At 62.4% G+C, this 16,368-nt stretch carries 14 protein-coding genes; 10 read left to right on the forward strand and 4 right to left on the reverse strand.

Annotation, left to right across the window (positions count from 1 at the left end; translation table 11 throughout):
* On the reverse strand, positions 1–498 hold a 498-nt coding region (locus EP867_RS17245; RefSeq protein ID WP_174722351.1), incomplete at its 3' end, for a sugar phosphate nucleotidyltransferase.
* A gap of 382 nt (positions 499–880) precedes the next feature.
* Entirely contained in the window at positions 881–1,609 is a 729-nt protein-coding gene (locus EP867_RS17250; protein ID WP_128490707.1) for a replication initiation protein, read from the reverse strand.
* 863 nt (positions 1,610–2,472) lie between these two features.
* On the opposite strand from EP867_RS17250, the gene pip reads away from it, so the two are divergent.
* The 10 genes from pip (at position 2,473) to EP867_RS17300 (ending at position 14,262) form a co-directional block, all read left to right on the forward strand.
* Positions 2,473–3,420 carry a prolyl aminopeptidase gene (pip, locus tag EP867_RS17255; RefSeq protein WP_128490708.1) on the forward strand — a complete coding sequence of 316 codons (948 nt, stop codon included), beginning with the start codon at positions 2,473–2,475 and terminating at the stop codon, positions 3,418–3,420.
* Positions 3,413–5,185 (forward strand): S9 family peptidase, encoded by a 1,773-nt coding sequence (locus EP867_RS17260; protein WP_128490709.1) that lies wholly within the window; start codon positions 3,413–3,415, stop codon positions 5,183–5,185. The genes pip and EP867_RS17260 overlap by 8 nt, the downstream gene beginning before the upstream one ends.
* An 11-nt stretch (positions 5,186–5,196) precedes the next feature.
* Positions 5,197–6,624: a M20 family metallopeptidase gene (locus EP867_RS17265; protein WP_128490710.1), complete on the forward strand. Its 1,428-nt coding sequence runs from the start codon at positions 5,197–5,199 to the stop codon at positions 6,622–6,624.
* Positions 6,625–6,667: 43 nt separating this feature from the next.
* On the forward strand, positions 6,668–8,272 hold the full coding sequence (locus tag EP867_RS17270; protein ID WP_128490711.1) for an ABC transporter substrate-binding protein: 1,605 nt from the start codon (positions 6,668–6,670) through the stop codon (positions 8,270–8,272).
* A gap of 71 nt (positions 8,273–8,343) precedes the next feature.
* The gene (locus EP867_RS17275; protein ID WP_128490712.1) at positions 8,344–9,396 is read left to right on the forward strand and encodes an ABC transporter permease; all 1,053 of its coding nucleotides are present in this window, start codon (positions 8,344–8,346) and stop codon (positions 9,394–9,396) included.
* 10 nt (positions 9,397–9,406) lie between these two features.
* Positions 9,407–10,321, forward strand: coding sequence for an ABC transporter permease (locus EP867_RS17280; RefSeq protein ID WP_128490713.1), 915 nt, complete (start codon positions 9,407–9,409; stop codon positions 10,319–10,321).
* Positions 10,314–11,180, forward strand: a complete 867-nt coding sequence (locus EP867_RS17285; protein WP_128490714.1) for an ABC transporter ATP-binding protein — start codon at positions 10,314–10,316, stop codon at positions 11,178–11,180. Before EP867_RS17280 ends, EP867_RS17285 begins: the two co-directional genes overlap by 8 nt.
* On the forward strand, positions 11,177–11,959 hold the full coding sequence (locus EP867_RS17290) for an ABC transporter ATP-binding protein (protein WP_128490715.1): 783 nt from the start codon (positions 11,177–11,179) through the stop codon (positions 11,957–11,959). Before EP867_RS17285 ends, EP867_RS17290 begins: the two co-directional genes overlap by 4 nt.
* Entirely contained in the window at positions 11,956–12,870 is a 915-nt protein-coding gene (locus EP867_RS17295) for a serine hydrolase domain-containing protein (RefSeq protein ID WP_128490716.1), read from the forward strand. Before EP867_RS17290 ends, EP867_RS17295 begins: the two co-directional genes overlap by 4 nt.
* 6 nt (positions 12,871–12,876) lie before the next feature.
* Complete coding sequence (locus EP867_RS17300; RefSeq protein WP_128490717.1) at positions 12,877–14,262, forward strand: MmgE/PrpD family protein; 1,386 nt, start codon at positions 12,877–12,879, stop codon at positions 14,260–14,262.
* Here EP867_RS17300 and EP867_RS17305 read toward each other — a convergent pair.
* Entirely contained in the window at positions 14,216–15,142 is a 927-nt protein-coding gene (locus EP867_RS17305; protein WP_164888926.1) for a LysR family transcriptional regulator, read from the reverse strand. The two genes, EP867_RS17300 and EP867_RS17305, sit on opposite strands and share 47 nt — an antisense overlap.
* 500 nt (positions 15,143–15,642) lie before the next feature.
* Positions 15,643–16,368 (reverse strand): IS5 family transposase (locus tag EP867_RS17310; RefSeq protein ID WP_128490719.1); only part of this gene is annotated, 726 nt, incomplete at its 5' end.

The raw sequence follows: 16,368 nt of genomic DNA on the forward strand, positions 1-16,368 counted from the left end.
CACCGGATCCGTCGTGGCAGGGCCTTCGCATTCCAGCCAGCCATAGCCCGTCTCGGGCGCGGTGGGGGTGATGCCGAAAGTGACCAGCCGCCCGGCCTCGGCCGCAGGAACCCCGCTGCGCACCGCGGTCTGAAAGGCGGCGGTGTCGGGGATCACATGATCTGAAGGGGCCACAAGGATCAGCGCCTCCGGGTCGCTTTGCGCCAGATGCAGCGCCGCCGCGAGGATCGCAGGTGCTGTGTTGCGTGCCGCAGGCTCCAGCAGGATGCGGCCTTTGCTTCCGGCCGCCTGCATCTGCTCTGCCACCAGGAAACGGAAATCGGGGCCGGTCACCACCAGGGCTTCGGCAAAATCCGGGCCCTGCAGCCGCGAGAGCGTCGCCTCAAAGAGGCTCTTTTGCGGATCGGTCAGCCGCGAGAACTGCTTGGGAAACCCCTTGCGCGACAAAGGCCAAAGGCGGGTCCCCGCCCCGCCGCAAAGTACCACCGGGTAGATCAAGTGTTTCTCCACATCTTGATATAAATATCTCATCAACCTGCCCATGGATGCGCATTCAGCGTCCCGGGTGCCGCAGCAAACCTTTCAAAGGTTTACCATATCTGGTCTTAACCAAAAACACGGCATTTTTGGAAACCTCTTCATCCGACATCCCGCCCTGCAGCCACACAATTTCATCTGAGCTGCGAACCTGCAGACACTGATGTTACTGATGCCTGGCAAAAGGCGTGGGCGAATTCGTCGCCTGCTACAGCAATTACTACAAATTCTGAGACCATGCAGCAGCGCCGATCTTTTTATTTGTCCAGCCAGAAAACTACATATCCGGTGGGTTGGGAAAAAGGTATGAGCCCCAATCCTGATGAGCAGATCATCGCCCATCTCAGGCAGACATCTCTTCATCATCAGGCTCATGCAGGGTGGAATAGGCCAGCCGCCGACCGTCGATGTCCTTCATGGACCATGCCAGCGTAATCGCCTCAACCTTGCGCCCGACTTTCACCGGTTCAAAAGCGACGCTGAAGTCCGCAAGCTTGTTCACCTCATCCACGGCGGGCGTGATCGCGAATTTCAGCAGGTTGGAATAGGTATCGAGCTTACCCGCAGGGACCCCCAGCAGCAGGCGGAACTGCTCCAGCGGGAAGGTCTCGGAGTGGACGTAGGAAAGCCGTGCGCGCTTGGCGATCAGTTCGTAAAGCGCCAGCGCATATTTGCTCGACATCGCCCGGATCACATCAAGCTGCAGCTTTGCGAAGATCTGGCTGTCTGAGAGTATGGCCACCAGCCGGGGGTCGAATTCATAGGTCAGATAGCCGCTCTCTTCATCGCGGCCGATGGTTGAATAGCCTAGGAGCGGTATCAGATCATCTTCGTTGCGATCCAGATGGGTGAAGGAGATGAAGGTACTCATCAGATCAAGCACATGTTTGCGCACGCGCCCTTTCCCTTCATCGGCATATTTCAGCTCTGACAGCGGCACCCGGAATTTATGGTGCGGCTTCGCCATATCCGGGCCATGCGCATGGTGCAGAAGAAGGTTATAGATGCGGCGCGCATTCAGAGGCAGCTTTTCCGCCCCATAGATCTCAATCAGCTCAGAAGCCTTGAGCATTTCCCCACGCTCAGGCCGCTGCTCCAGTGTGAGGATGATGTTTTTCTCGGACACGTCTGAACCGTAGTTTTACCAATACAGGATAGCTACGGAATGAGAGGGGCACAAGCGAAGCGGAACCCGTAGTTTTTGCTCGGAAGTCCGCCCCGAGACTGCTTAAACCCGTAGTTTTTGCTCGGAGAGATGTTGGAAAATCCCTTGTTTTATTGACGAAGCACTGCCCGGCAGACCTCAAAACTACGGTTTTGCCGAGCAAAAACTACGGATAAGAATTTTCACCCCCACTGCCGAGCAAAAACTACGGCTACCCGAGCAAAAACTACGGTTTACCCCCGTTTTTCCGAGCAAAAACTACGGTTTTCCGAGCAAAAACTACGGGTTAGCGTCAAAAAAGCCTTATTTCATTGGCCCAAAACGGGCATGAAGAAAGAAGATAAAAGAAGAAAGAAGAGAGGATCCGGCTTTCTTTATAGGGTGACATATATAGTGTCACCCTAACTACAGATGACAACCGAGAGCCCTCAAGGCTGACGTGGAAAGCCCTGTGAGGCTCGCACCAATCCTGCCGGAACTTCAGCCAAAGATGCTCAAGTTTTGAGCCTTAAGCCGGACAGGTTTCTGAACTAGTCTCACGACACAACAGAAAGTCCTCACCCAAAATCCTGCAAAGAACTGAGAAAATCAGACAACTCGACCCGTAAAACCTTAGCTTTTTGACTGATCTGTCGAACTGGAAAGATCAGGCTGATCCCTCAACCATTGCCTGATCTATGCAAAAAACGGATGAACCATCCGATATTTGCATTAGACGTCTCCCCTATCCTTTCTGAAGCTCAGCAGAACTTCCTTGAGAGGGGCCAGGAATGACGCAAGCCGAATGTGAGACGCTGCGCCTGTCGCGCGACTCCGGCCACGAATTACACATTGAACGTCACGGGCGCAGGGGCGGGGTTCCGACCGTCATTCTCCATGGCGGTCCCGGAGCAGGGCTGGTTCGCAGCGCATTGAATACGCTCGACCCTGAGCGTCATGACGTGGTGCTCTTTGACCAGCGCGGTTGCGGGAAGTCGACGCCGCTTGCTTCACTTGAGGCCAATACGACCGCGCATCTGATTTCTGATCTCGAAGCGATCCGCGAACTAATGGGCTTTGAGCGCTGGTTTGTCATCGGCGGCTCCTGGGGCAGCACCCTCGCGCTGGCCTATGCTCAGGCCTGTCCGGAACGGGTCTCAGCCCTGCGGCTCCATGGGATTTTTCTGGCCGGTGCTCAGGATGTGGACTGGTGGTTTCACGGCGTGCGCCATGTCTTTCCCGACCACTGGGAGGTTTTTGCAGGCCATGTCAGCCCGGAAGAGCGCGATGATCTGCCCGCGGCCTATTTCCGGCGGCTGACCTCTGAGGAACCGGGCGTTGCAGAACGCGCCGCCTGGCATCTGAGGAATTTCTCAGCCCGCACCCAGACCTTTGAGCCGGATGAGGCCCATATCGCCAATCTGCTCTCTTCACCTGAGAAATATCTGCCGGTTGCGCGGCTGTTTACGGCCTACTGCCTGAACAGGGCTTTCCTGCCGGAAGGGGCGCTGCTCGCAGGCGTCGACCGCATCCGGCATATCCCGGCAGAGATCGTGCAGGCGCGCTATGACATGACCACGCCGGTCCGCTCTGCCTGGGAGCTGCATAAAGCCTGGCCTGAGGCGGGCTTTCAGATCGTCACGCTCTCCAATCACACCAGCACGCCGGAGATGGTCGCCGCCCTGCGCGACGCCACAACCCGGCTGGCCGATCAGATAAGCGAAGTCCCCCATGACTGAGTTCACCTCCATCGACGCCTGGATGCTGCGCCCGCACCGCAGCGCCCCGGCCCAGGACCCCAAAGGCCAGGCCATCGCCTATCTCTCAACAGAGAGCGGCCAGCCGCAGATCCATCTGTGGGAGGGAGGCCGCGCGCGGCAGCTGACCGAACATCCTGAGCCGGTGAACAGCTTTGCCTGGTCGCCGCTCGGGGGGCAGATCCTCTTTACCTCCTGCATCGGCGGGGATGAGCGCTGGCAGCTCTTTCTGCTCGATGTGGCGGGGGGCACCGTCCGCCCGCTGACCGAAGATCCGATGACGGTGCATATGTGGGGGGCATGGGCTCCCGCTGCGGACCGCATTGCCTTCACATCTAACAGCGACGCAAAGGATATGCTGGATCTGAAGGTGATGGCCCTTTCAGACGGATCCGTCACGGGGTTGAGCGCAGGTCTGGGCCATCAGGAGGCAATCGCCTTCTCCCCCGATGGCACCGAGGTGCTGACCCGTCTGATGACCGGCGCGGCCAGCGATCATCAGATGGCCATCGTCTCGCTGACAGACGGCAGCTGCCGCCCCGTTCTGCAGGCCGATCACCGGGTGAAGGTTACTTCGGCGCGCTTCCTGAAGGCAGGGGGCGGCCTCGCGCTTTGTGACTATCAGGGCGATCACATGGCGCTCTGGCGCTTTGAGGACGGGGGCTGGGCGGGGGAGTGCCTCCTCTCGGTCCCGGGCCGGGATCTGGATGCCTTCGCCCTGACGCCCGCTCAGGACCGCGCCGTCGTGGCAGTGAATGAGGAGGGCTACAGCCGCCTGCTGCTCCTGGACCTTGCAGATGGTGCAACCCGCCCGCTGGCGCTGCCCTTTGAGGGCGTGGTCTCGGGCCTGAGCCTGCCGGGGGATGGCACAAGGCTGCTCTGCTGTCTCACCTCACCGCGCAGCCCCGGCGCGCTCTGGTGGATCCCGCTCGACGGCTCTGCCCCTGAGATGATCCTGGGCGAAGCGCCAGAGGGTCTGATGCCTGAGACCTGCGCCTTCAGCAGCTTTGATGGCGAGAGGATCCCCTATTTCTTCTACCGCCCCGAAGGGGAGCAGCCCGAAGCCGGCTGGCCGGTGGTCTTTCTGATCCATGGCGGCCCCGAGATGCAGTATCGCCCGGACTACCGGGGCGATGTGCAGTGGATGCTGCAACAGGGCATTGCGGTCGTGGCCCCGAACGTGCGCGGCTCAACCGGATACGGGCGGCGCTTCCATGCCCTTGATGACCGCGAGAAGCGCCATGATGCGCTGGCTGATGTCACCGCGCTGCGCGCGCATCTGGTGCAGGTAGGACAGATCGATCCGGCCCATTGCGCCATCTACGGGCGCTCCTACGGTGGCTGGATGGTGATGGCGGCGCTGACCGAGCGGCCTGAGGACTGGACACTCGGGATCAACTTCTACGGTATTGGCAACTTCTTCACCCATCTGCTCGCCACCGGCCCCTGGGCGCGGCAGCTTCGCGTGGCGGAATATGGCGATCCCATTGCCGACCGCGCGCTTCTGGAGCGCATCTCGCCGATCTTCCAGGCCGCAAACATCCGCGCCCCCCTGCTGCTCGTGCATGCCGACCGCGACCCTCGCGTGCCGCCGGGGGAAAGCGAGACGATCCATTCCGTGCTCTTCGGCCTTGGCCGGCGCTGCGACTTCCTGCGGATCGCGCATGCCGGGCACGGTTTCCTGCGGGCAGACCACATCCGCCAGGTTTTCGGCCGCCTGGCCGAAGTCCTCAGCAAAGATCTTTGAAGGAACAGTTTATGCGCAATGAACCCGATATTTTTGCCCAGGTGGACGAACACGCACCGGATCTGATCGGCCTGTCCGACCGCGTCTGGGGCATGCCTGAGATCTGCTACACCGAATACCGCTCGGTCGCGGAGCACACGGCGATGCTGCGCGAAAAAGGCTTCCGCGTGACCGAGAATGTCGCCGGTATCCCCACCGCAGTGATCGGTGAGGCCGGTGAGGGTGGCCCGATCATCGCCTTTCTTGGCGAATATGACGCCCTGCCGGGTCTGAGCCAGGAAGCCGGTGTGGCAGAGCCGCGTCCGCTGCCCGGAAATGGTCAGGGACATGGCTGCGGCCACAACCTGCTCGGCTCTGCGGCGCTGCTGGCGGCCTGTGCGCTGAAAGACTGGCTGGCAGAGACCGGCACCCCCGGTCGGGTCCGCTATTACGGCTGCCCGGCGGAAGAGGGCGGCGCGGCAAAGAGCTTCATGGCCCGCGACGGGGCCTTTGAGGGGGTAGGGGCCGCGATCACCTGGCACCCCTCCTGCTTCAATGAGGTCGCGCCTGCACTCTCGCTGGCCAATACGCGGATGGATTTTGAATTCACCGGCCGTGCGAGCCATGCCGCCGCCTCGCCGCATCTGGGCCGATCGGCGCTCGATGCGGCGCAGCTGATGTGCACGGGCGTGCAGTATCTGCGCGAGCATATCCCCCAGGAAAGCCGCATTCACTATGCCTTCCTGGATGCCGGCGGCGTGGCCCCCAACGTGGTTCAGGCGAAAGCCAAGCTGCGCTTCGCCATTCGCTCGCCGGACCTGCCGGGCATGTTTGATCTGATCGCCCGGGTGCAGCGCATTGCGCATGGCGCGGCGATGATGACCGACACGGAAGTCTCGATCTCCACCATGAGCGCGGTGTCGAACCTTCTGCCGAACCCGCCGCTGGAAGAGGCCATGCAGGCCAATTTTGAGCGCCTGGGCACGCCGGATTACGATGAGGCGGATCGTGAGTTTGCCGCAAAGATCCAGGCCACGCTGCAGCCCGCCGATATCGCCAATGCCTGGCGCTCGATCGGGATGGCGCCGCAGCCCGGCAAGGCGCTGGCCGACTTCATCGTGCCGCGCGACACCCGCCGCGAGCCGATGATCGGCTCGACCGATGTGGGCGATGTCTCATGGATCGTCCCGACGGTTCAGGCCCATGCTGCCACCATCGCCATCGGCACGCCGGGCCATTCCTGGCAGGTGACGGCCCAGGGCAAGACCCCGGCCGCGCATAAGGCCATGGTCTATGTGGCGAAAGTTATGGCCGCCACTGCACAGGACTGCCTGACCAAGCCCGATCTTCTCAGCCGTGCCCGCGCCGATCTCGATGCAAGGCTCGCGGCCTCGTCCTATCAATGCCCGATCCCGGGCGACGTCAAACCGCCGCTGCAGCCGCGTCCGGCGGACCTCTGAAAATAATAAAAAACATAACAATACCAACAAGGAGACGGATGGAATGAAACTGCGTAACCGCCTTTTGTCCTCCCTCGCTGCCCTGACGGCGGCCAGTGCCCTCAGCGGGGTGGCTCTGGCCGCCACGCCGAAAGATGCTCTGGTCATGGCGTGGAACATCGATGCGATCTCGACCTTTGACCCGGCGCAGATCGGCGAAGTGGTCACCATTGAGCTGATCGCCAATACCTGCGACCGGCTGATGGAATATGACCCGGCAGACCCGGCCAATATCCTGCCGGGCATGGCGGAGAGCTATTCCGTCTCCGAAGACGGCAAGACCCTGACCTTCAAAATCCGCGAAGGTCTGAAGTTCCCCTCCGGCAATGCCGCCACAGCTGCCGAGATGGCCTGGTCGCTGCAGCGTGTGGTGAAAATCGGCCTCGGCGCCTCCGCTGCGCTCACGGAATACGGCTTCACCAAAGAAAACGTCGAAAGCCGCATCACCGCGCCCGATGCCACCACGCTGGTGCTGGAGTTCGATCAGGCTTATCCGACTTCGCTCCTTCTCCAGGCCATCGCGGTCTATCCCATTGCCATCGCGCTCGACCGCCAGGTTCTGGAGGCCAATCAGGTCGACGGCGATCTGGGCAATAAATACCTGGCGACCCGCACCGAATGCGTGGGCCCCTATAAACTCGCCCGCTGGAACCCCGGTGAGGTGGTGATCCTTGAGCGCAATGAGGATTACTGGGGCGAGAAGCCGCCGCTGAAAACCATTGTTGTGCGCCATGTGGCTGAAGCCGCCACCCAGCGTCTGATGCTGGAAAAGGGCGATCTCGACATCGCCCGCGACCTGACCCCCGAAGACATCGAGGCCGTGCGCGCCAATCCCGATATCTCGGTCAAAACCACGCCGAAGCCGCAGATCACCTATCTGGCGCTGAACCACGGCAATCCGCTCTTTGCCGATCCCAAAGTGCGCCTCGCGCTGCGCTATCTGCTCGACTACGACGCTATGATGGGGTCGTTCCTGAAAAACATCGGGATCAAACGTCAGACCCCGGTTCAGGTCGGCGCTTTCGGCGCGCTGGATGAGGCCGAGGGCGCACCCTTCACCCTCGATATCGCCAAGGCAAAGGCGCTGCTGGAAGAGGCCGGTATTCAGCCGGGGACCAAATTCTCGCTGATCCTGGGCACCCATCCCTATTCGATGCCGCTTGCGCAGCACTTCCAGCAGAATGCGGCTCAGGTCGGCCTCGACGTCACCGTCGAGCGCATGGCCAATGCCCAGCTTTTCGCCAAGGTGCGGGGGCGTGAATTCGATATGGGCATCATGAGCTGGCAGACCTCGGTCAATGACGCCCATGGCATGGCCTCGCGCCATTTCTACAACCCCGACAATGCCTTTGAGAAGAAACTGACCCAGTATCCCAGCTGGCGGTCGGCCTATTTCTCGGAAGACTACAACGCCCGCGTTCTGGCTGCCCTGGCCGAGCGTGATCCGGCCAAACGCGAAGAGATGTATCTGCAGATGCAGCGCGACCAGTTCCAGGACGGCCCCCAGGTCTACATCTTCCAGACCACCCAGAACGTCGCCTGGCGCAAGTCCATCAGCGGCTGGACCGACATCGGTCTGCGCGCCTTCTACGGCAATATCTCGAAGTAATCCCGGTCTGCCGGAGTGAACCCGGGTGTCGGCGGAAAATCCGCCGGCACCCCCGCAGAAAGGGCAAGGTCATGCAAACAGCAGGACAGCGCACGGGACTTTCCGTGCGGCACAGGCGGCTGATCCGACGGATCGGCGTCACGGCAATCTCGGTCAGCATCACACTTCTGGGGCTGGTCGCGCTGACATTTTTCATCGGCCGCATGCTGCCGCTTGATCCGGTGATCAAGATCGTCGGCGAGAATGCCACCCAGGAGGCCTATGACAAGGTCTACCGCGAGCTGGGCCTCGACCAGCCGCTGCTCCATCAGTTCATCAGCTATCTGAGCAAAGCCGTGACGCTGGATCTGGGCAATGCCCTGACCTCGGGGCGGCCGGTGATGGAAGATATCGGCCGGGTCTTTCCGGCGACGGTCGAGCTTGCCACGGTGGCGATGATCCTTGGGACCGGGCTTGGGGTGCCGCTGGGCGTGATCTCGGCCATGTATGCCAACAGCTGGATCGACCACACCGTCCGCACGCTCTGCCTGATCGGCTATTCCGCGCCGAACTTCTGGCTCGGGCTGATGGGGCTGATGGTGTTTTACGCGGGCCTTGGCTGGGTATCAGGGCCGGGACGCATCGGCTTTGTCTATGAATACAGCGTCGAGACCCGGACCGGATTTCTGCTGATCGACACGGCGATGACCGGCAACTGGGAGGCCTTCCGCAATGCCGTTTCGCATATCGTGCTGCCGGCCTCGATCCTCGCCTTTGGGGGCATGACCTATATCAGCCGCATGACGCGCAGCTTCATGGCCGCGCAGCTGAGCCAGGAATATGTCATCACCGCCCGCGTCAAAGGCCTGTCCTGGCGGCGCACCGTCTGGCGCCATGCCTTCCGCAATATCGCGGTGCAGGTGCTGACCGTGGTGGCGCTCTCTTACGCCTTCCTTCTGGAGGGTGCTGTTCTGACCGAGACGGTTTTCGCCTGGCCGGGGTTTGGCCGCTATCTCACGACCGCGCTGCTGGCGGGGGATATGAATGCCGTGGTGGGCTGCACGCTGATCGTGGGCATCATCTTTGTGACCATCAACCTGATCTGCGACGTGCTTTACCGCGTCCTTGATCCGCGCACGCGCTGAGGGCAAAGCCATGTCACATCAGCCTCAAACTCAGGGCTTCCGCGCCTGGATCACCGCCCCCGTTCCGACCTCGGGCGCTCAGGCCCGGGCGCAGCAGGCGCTTGCTGGTCTGCGCCGCTTCTGCGCCAATCGCTCGGCCCTGGCGGGGGCCCTCTTTCTTCTGTTTCTCGGGCTGGTCGCCCTGCTGGCTCCGGTAATCGCGCCGCATGATCCCATGCTGCAGGATCTGAGCAAGCGGCTTCAGCCGCCCTCCTCTTTGCATCTTTTCGGCACCGATGAACTCGGTCGCGATATCCTCTCCCGGATCCTCTACGGCACGCGGATCACGCTTTACATTGCCGTGCTGACTGCCGTGATCGTGGGGCCGGTGGGCCTGATCGTCGGCACGGTGGCGGGCTATTTCGGTGGCTGGGTCGATCTGGTGCTGATGCGGGTGGTCGATATCTTCCTGGCCTTCCCCTCGCTTATCCTTGCGCTGGCCTTCGTGACGGCTCTGGGGCCGGGGATTGAGAATGCGGTGGTGGCGCTTTCCCTCTCGGCCTGGCCGCCCATTGCGCGGCTTGCGCGGGCTGAGACGCTGACCATCCGCTCGTCTGACTATGTGGCGGCCATGCGGATGCAGGGGGCCTCGCATCTGCGGATCCTCTGGTCAGATGTGGTGCCGATGTGTCTGCCCTCGGTGGTGGTGCGTCTGACGCTGAATATGGCCATCGTTATTCTGACGGCTGCCGGCCTTGGTTTCTTAGGCCTTGGCGCCCAGCCGCCGAGCCCCGAGTGGGGGGCCATGCTCTCAACGGGGCGCGAGTTCATGATGAACGCCTGGTGGGTCGCCGCCATGCCCGGCTTTGCCATTCTGCTCACAAGCCTTGCCGTAAACCTTGCAGGCGACGGCCTGCGCGATGTGCTGGATCCCCGCCATGACTGAGCCGCTTCTTCAGGTCGAAAATCTGCGCATCCGGTTCCGCGGAAACCGCACCGGCCGCGATGCGGTGCGCGGGGTCTCTTTCAGCGTCGGGCGCGAGAAACTGGGCATCGTGGGCGAAAGCGGCTCGGGGAAATCCCAGACCGGCCGGGCCCTGCTGAAGCTGACTCCCGGCAGCGCCACGGTGACGGCGGACCGCATGAGCTTCCGCGGCGAGGATCTTCTCGCAGCCTCAGAAAAGCGGATGCGTCAAATCCGCGGGCGCTCAATCTCGATGATCCTGCAGGACCCGAAATTCTCGCTGAACCCGCTGATGAAGGTGGGCGATCAGATTGTTGAGGCTTTCCTCGTGCATCACCGGACCGAGAAGGCCGCCGCAAAGATCAAAGCGCTGGAAATGCTGGAGGCGGTGCATATCCGCGATCCCGAACGCGTCTTCGGGCTTTACCCCCATGAGCTGTCAGGCGGCATGGGCCAGCGGGTGATGATCGCCATGATGCTGATCCCGGAGCCCGATATCATCATCGCGGATGAGCCGACCTCAGCCCTCGATGTGACGGTGCGCCGCCAGGTGCTTTCAGTGCTGGATGAACTCGTCAGCGCGCGGGGCACCGGGCTGATCTTCATCAGCCACGACCTGAACCTGGTGGCGAGTTTCTGTGACCGCATTCTGGTGATGTATGCCGGCCGCGTTCTCGAAGAGATTGAGGCAAAGAACCTGCGCAATGCGCGTCACCCCTATACCCGCGCACTGCTGCAAAGCCTGCCGCGGCTTGACCGTGAAACCGAGCGGCTGATCGTGCCGCAGCGCGATCCGGCCTGGCTGGACGGGCCGGTCTTTCGTCAGGAGGCAGGGCAATGACGAACACTCTCATCGGCACCCTGGGGCTGAATGTGATCTTCGGCGAAGAGGGGGATGAGCATCATGTGGTGCGCGATGTCTCCTTCTCGATCCCGCGCGGCGAAAGCTATGGTCTGATCGGCGAGTCCGGCTGCGGGAAATCCACCGTGCTGCGCGCCGTGGCGGGGCTGAACCCGCACTACAGCGGCTCGGTGATCCTTGATGGCAAAGAGCAGCCCAAAGCCGCCCGCGGCCCGGACTTCCTGCGCCGCGTGCAAATGGTGTTCCAGGACCCCTATGCCTCGCTTCATCCGCGCAAGATCATCGACAAGGTCCTGCGCGAGCCTTTGCAGATCCATGGGTTCGACAGTCACGACCAGCGCATCACTCGTGTGCTGGAACAGGTGGGCCTCGGGCCGGGGTTCCGCTTCCGCTATCCGCATGAGCTGTCCGGCGGTCAGCGCCAGCGCGTGGCCATCGCCCGCGCCCTGATCATGGAGCCGGAGGTGTTGCTTCTCGATGAGCCGACCTCGGCGCTGGATGTTTCCGTCCAGGCGGAAATCCTTAATCTTCTCAAGGACGTGCAGCGCGAACGTAATCTGACTTATCTGCTTGTTTCGCATGATATGGCGGTGATCGCCCATATCTGTCAGCGCATCGGCATGATGCAGCGCGGGGTGATCATCGAAGAAATGACCTCGGGCGATGTGCGCGCCGCCCGGGCCGAACACCCCTATACACGTGAATTTCTGGAGGCCAGCGCAGGCTTTGCCGCGGCGCTGGAGGGAGAGACGGCATGACCCCCGAACTGAAAGAGGCGCTGCAAAAGCAGCCCACCGCCGCCTTAAGTCTTTGGCAGCGGGGCAGCCTGCTGCTGGAGCACGGGCCGCAGGACTATAAATTCCTCTGCCATTCGATGCGCAAAAGCTTCCTAGCCGCGCTGATCGGGATTGAGGTGGAGGCCGGGCGGATGGACCTTGGTAAAACCCTCGAAGAGCTTGGGATCGACGACAATGAGGGGCTGAGCCCCGTTGAGCGCCGCGCCACGGTCTATGATCTGCTGACGGCCCGTTCGGGCATCTATCATCCGGCGGGCTATGAGACCGACTGGATGCGGATGATCAAGGAAAAGCGTCACTCCCATGCGCCCGGCACCTTCTGGTGCTACAACAACTGGGACTTCAACGCGCTTGGCACGATCTATGCTCAGGCCACCGGCCATTCGGTGGCGGAAGGCTTCCGGCGCTATCTGGCAGAGCCGCTGGGCATGCAGGATTTCTCTCTCGCCGGAGAGACGCCCGACGCCTGGCTTGAGCCTTTCACCGAGTCCCGCCACCCGGCCTATCCCTTCCGCCTCAGCAGCCGTGATCTGCAACTCTTTCTGCAACTTTGCCTGCAGCAGGGCGAATGGCAGGGCAAATCGCTGCTGCCCAAAGGCTGGGTGCAGCTGATGACGCTGCGCAACAGCGAAGCGGGGCCGCATGGGGCCTATGGCTATATGTGGTGGCTGGAGCGTGAGGGCTGCGGCCTGCCCGGTGTGGTGCTGCCCAAAGGCGCCTATTTCGCCCTTGGGGCCGGAGGGCATTACGGCATGGTGCTGCCCGAACAGCAGGCCATCGTGATCCACCGTGTCGATACCGAGCGCGGCGCCGTGGTCACCCCCTTTGAATTCGGCCGTCTGCTCAACCGGCTGCTGCCGCTTTTGGATTAACCGATCATGACCCAGGTTGAGACTGTTGCAGGGGCCATGGCCCGCTGGTTTTTTCATGCCCATGAGGCCGGGCGCTTTGCAGCCGGTCCCCAGGGACGGCGGGCGGCGGCTGAGGCCATCGCCGATGTTCTGGGCTGTCTTTATGCCGGGCGCGGCGATGTCACGGTGCAGCGCACGGCCTCGGTCGTGCCGCAGGGCAGCGGGTCGGCCGCGTTGATTACCGGTGGCGCGGCTGATGCGGCCTTTGCCGCTATGCTGAATGCCACCGCTGCCCATGTGCTTGATTTCGATGATAACTTCCTGCCGGGCATGTCCCACGCCTCAGCGGTGATCCTGCCTGCGCTTCTGGCGGTGGCGGGGCCAAAGACCCGCGGGCCCGATCTGATTGATGCCTATCTGGTGGCGCTACAGGCCCAGGCCTTTGTTGGCGCGGGTCTGGGCGGCGCTCATTACACCGCCGGCTGGCATGGCACCTCGACCGTGGGCTCGGTCGGCACCGCTGCCGGGGTTGCCTGGCTTCTGGGCGCGGATGAAGAGGCGCTCCGCCGCAGCCTGACGCTGGCCTGCAGCTTTGCCTGCGGCACCAAGGGGCAGTTCGGCACCCCCGCCAAGCCCTTCCACGCAGGCCTGGCCGCCCGTAACGCCGTTGAGGCGGCGCGGCTGGCCATTGCGGGTCTGGATGGCCATGCCCAGGCCTTTGAAGGCCCCCAGGGGCTGGCAGAGATGTTCCGGGGCGAGGGCACGCCGGGCTACGCAGTGGAGCAGATCCGCGACACCCGTCTGCATATCATTGAAAGCGTGGGGCTGGCCCCGAAGCTGCATCCCTGCTGCGGCTCAACGCATCTGATCATTGATGCACTGGGCGATCTGCGCGCGCGCCATGCGATCGATCCTGACCGGATCACCCGGATTGAGACCCATGTCGGCATCGCCAACCGGCGCAATCTGCCCTACAGCCTGCCGGAAAATGAAATGGAGGCTCGGTTCTCCATGCATTACTGCCTCGCGCGGGCGCTGCGGCGCGGACGTACTGAGCTTGCGGATTTCACCCCTGAGGCCGTGTTGCGGCTGCGCGATGACCCGCTGGCGAAATGCCTCGAGCTGACCTCCTACAGCCCGCAGGAAGAGGCGGCCTGTCCGCCGGGGAAGCGCCTGCCGCATATCCTGCGGCTCCATTTCGCAGACGGCACTGTGCTGCAGGCCGAGCGGCGGGCGGCTAACGGCACGCTCGATCACCCCTTCCCGGAGGGCGCGATGCGGGACAAATTCACCGACTGCTGCGCGGGCGCGTCCTGGGCTGGTCCGCTTTATGATGCCCTGGCAGATCTCGACAGCTGGCCGGATCTCACGCCAGCCGCAGTTCTTTTCGGCGGATCTCATAGCCCGCACTGACGCGGTTCCAGAAGGCCATGGCATAGCGGCTGAGGTTATGAGAGCGGTAGAGCCGGATTTCCGAGAGGATGTCGAACTCCGGCCCGCCTGCCCGCACAAGGCCGCCCGTGGCCATGGCTTCCCGGACTTGCAACTCGGGCAGCCAGCCCATGCCATGCCCCTGGCGGACCATGGAATAGAGGACCGCCGCCATGGAGTTATCCCGCACCGGGCGCAGCCGCGCGCCTAAGCGCTCAATCGCCGGGGCGAGAGCCTGCTGAAAGAAGCTGCCTCTCGTATAGGCGCAGTAAGGCACCGGATCTTCCGCCCCAAGCGCCCAGAGCGGCGCGCCGTCCGGCCCGGGGGCGGAGACCGGACAGGCGCGGTCTTCCCCCAGCACGATATAGCGGTGGTGCCGCAGCGCATGGAGATCGGCCACCTGATCTGCCGCGAAGGTCAGCAGAAACTCACTCTGGCCGCGCAGGAAGTTGTTGATGTTCATGATCAGCAGCGGCTCGGTGTTCAGCAGATTGACCCGCCATGGCCGCCCCGGCCGGTCATGGCTGCTGAGCCAGCCGGGGAAGAACTCCATCGCAAGGGTGCTCAGCGCGATCATATTGCAAATCTCCGTGCCGCCCTGACTGCCCGGATGGCCGATCTGGCGGATCAGATCGAGCTGCTCACTCAGATCCTGCGCCATGGGCAGAAGCTTCTCACCCGCTGCGGTCAGAGAGACCGGCTGGATGGAGCGGTCAAACAAAGGCGCACCGACAAAGGCCTCCAGCTGCATGATCCGGCGCGACAGGGTGGACTGCGACATCCCGCGCTCCCGCGCCGTGGTGGAGAAATTGCGGCTCTGCACAAGGTGCAGGAAATCGGCAAAGAGGCTGGTGTTGATCACGCGTCCGACCCGGTTAGGAGTGGGGCAGGTTTGCATGCTGCGCCGGTGCTGTCGAGCGATGCAGAGCCGCGCTCCGCCCTTTGCATGAGACCTGCGGGGAAAGCGGGCAGGGTGATTGACCCGCAGGTCGGTTCGGCTGCGGTATGACCCTCATTCTACCATAAAATCAGAAACTATCGATTAAGGCCATTTTGACCATCTATGCCTGCCGGGACGAAGGGGCAGGGATCTCAATGGGGCCTGCCATGCTTGGCTATGCGCTGGATTATGGCGATACTGAGCTTCTCTGCCGGCTGACTTCGCCTGATGATATGGCCTATCAGATCGGCATGCGGAATTTTCTGCCGCCGGGTCTGATTACACGGCAGATGCGGCTGTCGCTGGCCGCAGTCTGGTCCCCGCGCTGTGACAAACGCCTGGGGGCGGGCATTTTTGTGCATAGCTCCGGCATTGCTGCAGAAATCCTGCGCTGTCCAGATTTCCCCCTAACCCCTTTTTTCTCAGGTCACGCGTTCAATATCGGCGGTGCCGAGTGCATTGAAGCGGTTCATGAGTGCGATGCGGATGTGGACCTCAGCGGTTTGTCTGTCCGGGTCTCGTGAGGGTATCCGCTCACCGAAGGATTTGAGACAGCGCATTCTTGCCTCGATCCGACTTCGCACATGATATCCGGACCAGTGCTTCCAGTTGGCTCGCCCAAGGTGCCTTGTTGCCCGCAGGATGTCGTTGCGCGCAGGGGCGGCAGAGCAGTCCTCCTCCCAGAGACGGCCATTCCTGCGGATCGGGATGACGGCTGTGCCGCCACGCTCCAGGATCGCGGTGTGGCAACGTCGGGTGTCGAAGGCGCCGTCGCCAGTCACGGTGCCGATCTGTTCATCTGGGGGGATCTGATCCAGAAGGTCCGGCAGGACAGGGCTGTCACCGTGACGGCTGGAGGTGAACTCCACAGCCCGGATATCACCCGTGGCCGTGTCCATCGCCAGATGGACCTTGCGGTATTGGCGCCTGCGGTGCGTGCCGTGCTTGCGCGCCAGCCACTCTCCATCGCCCAAAAACTTGATCCCGGTGCTGTCCACCAGCAGATTCAGTGGCCCTGACGCGCGCCGGCCGGATATCTGGACCGCCAAAGTCTTCTGTCTGCGGCTCAGTGTGGAAAAATCCGGCACCGGCCAGTCGGGCCCGGCCATTTCCAGAATGCTGGCTACCATGCCAGTGCTTTGCCGAAG

Source organism: Falsigemmobacter intermedius (assembly GCF_004054105.1).
GTDB lineage: Bacteria > Pseudomonadota > Alphaproteobacteria > Rhodobacterales > Rhodobacteraceae > Wagnerdoeblera > Wagnerdoeblera intermedia.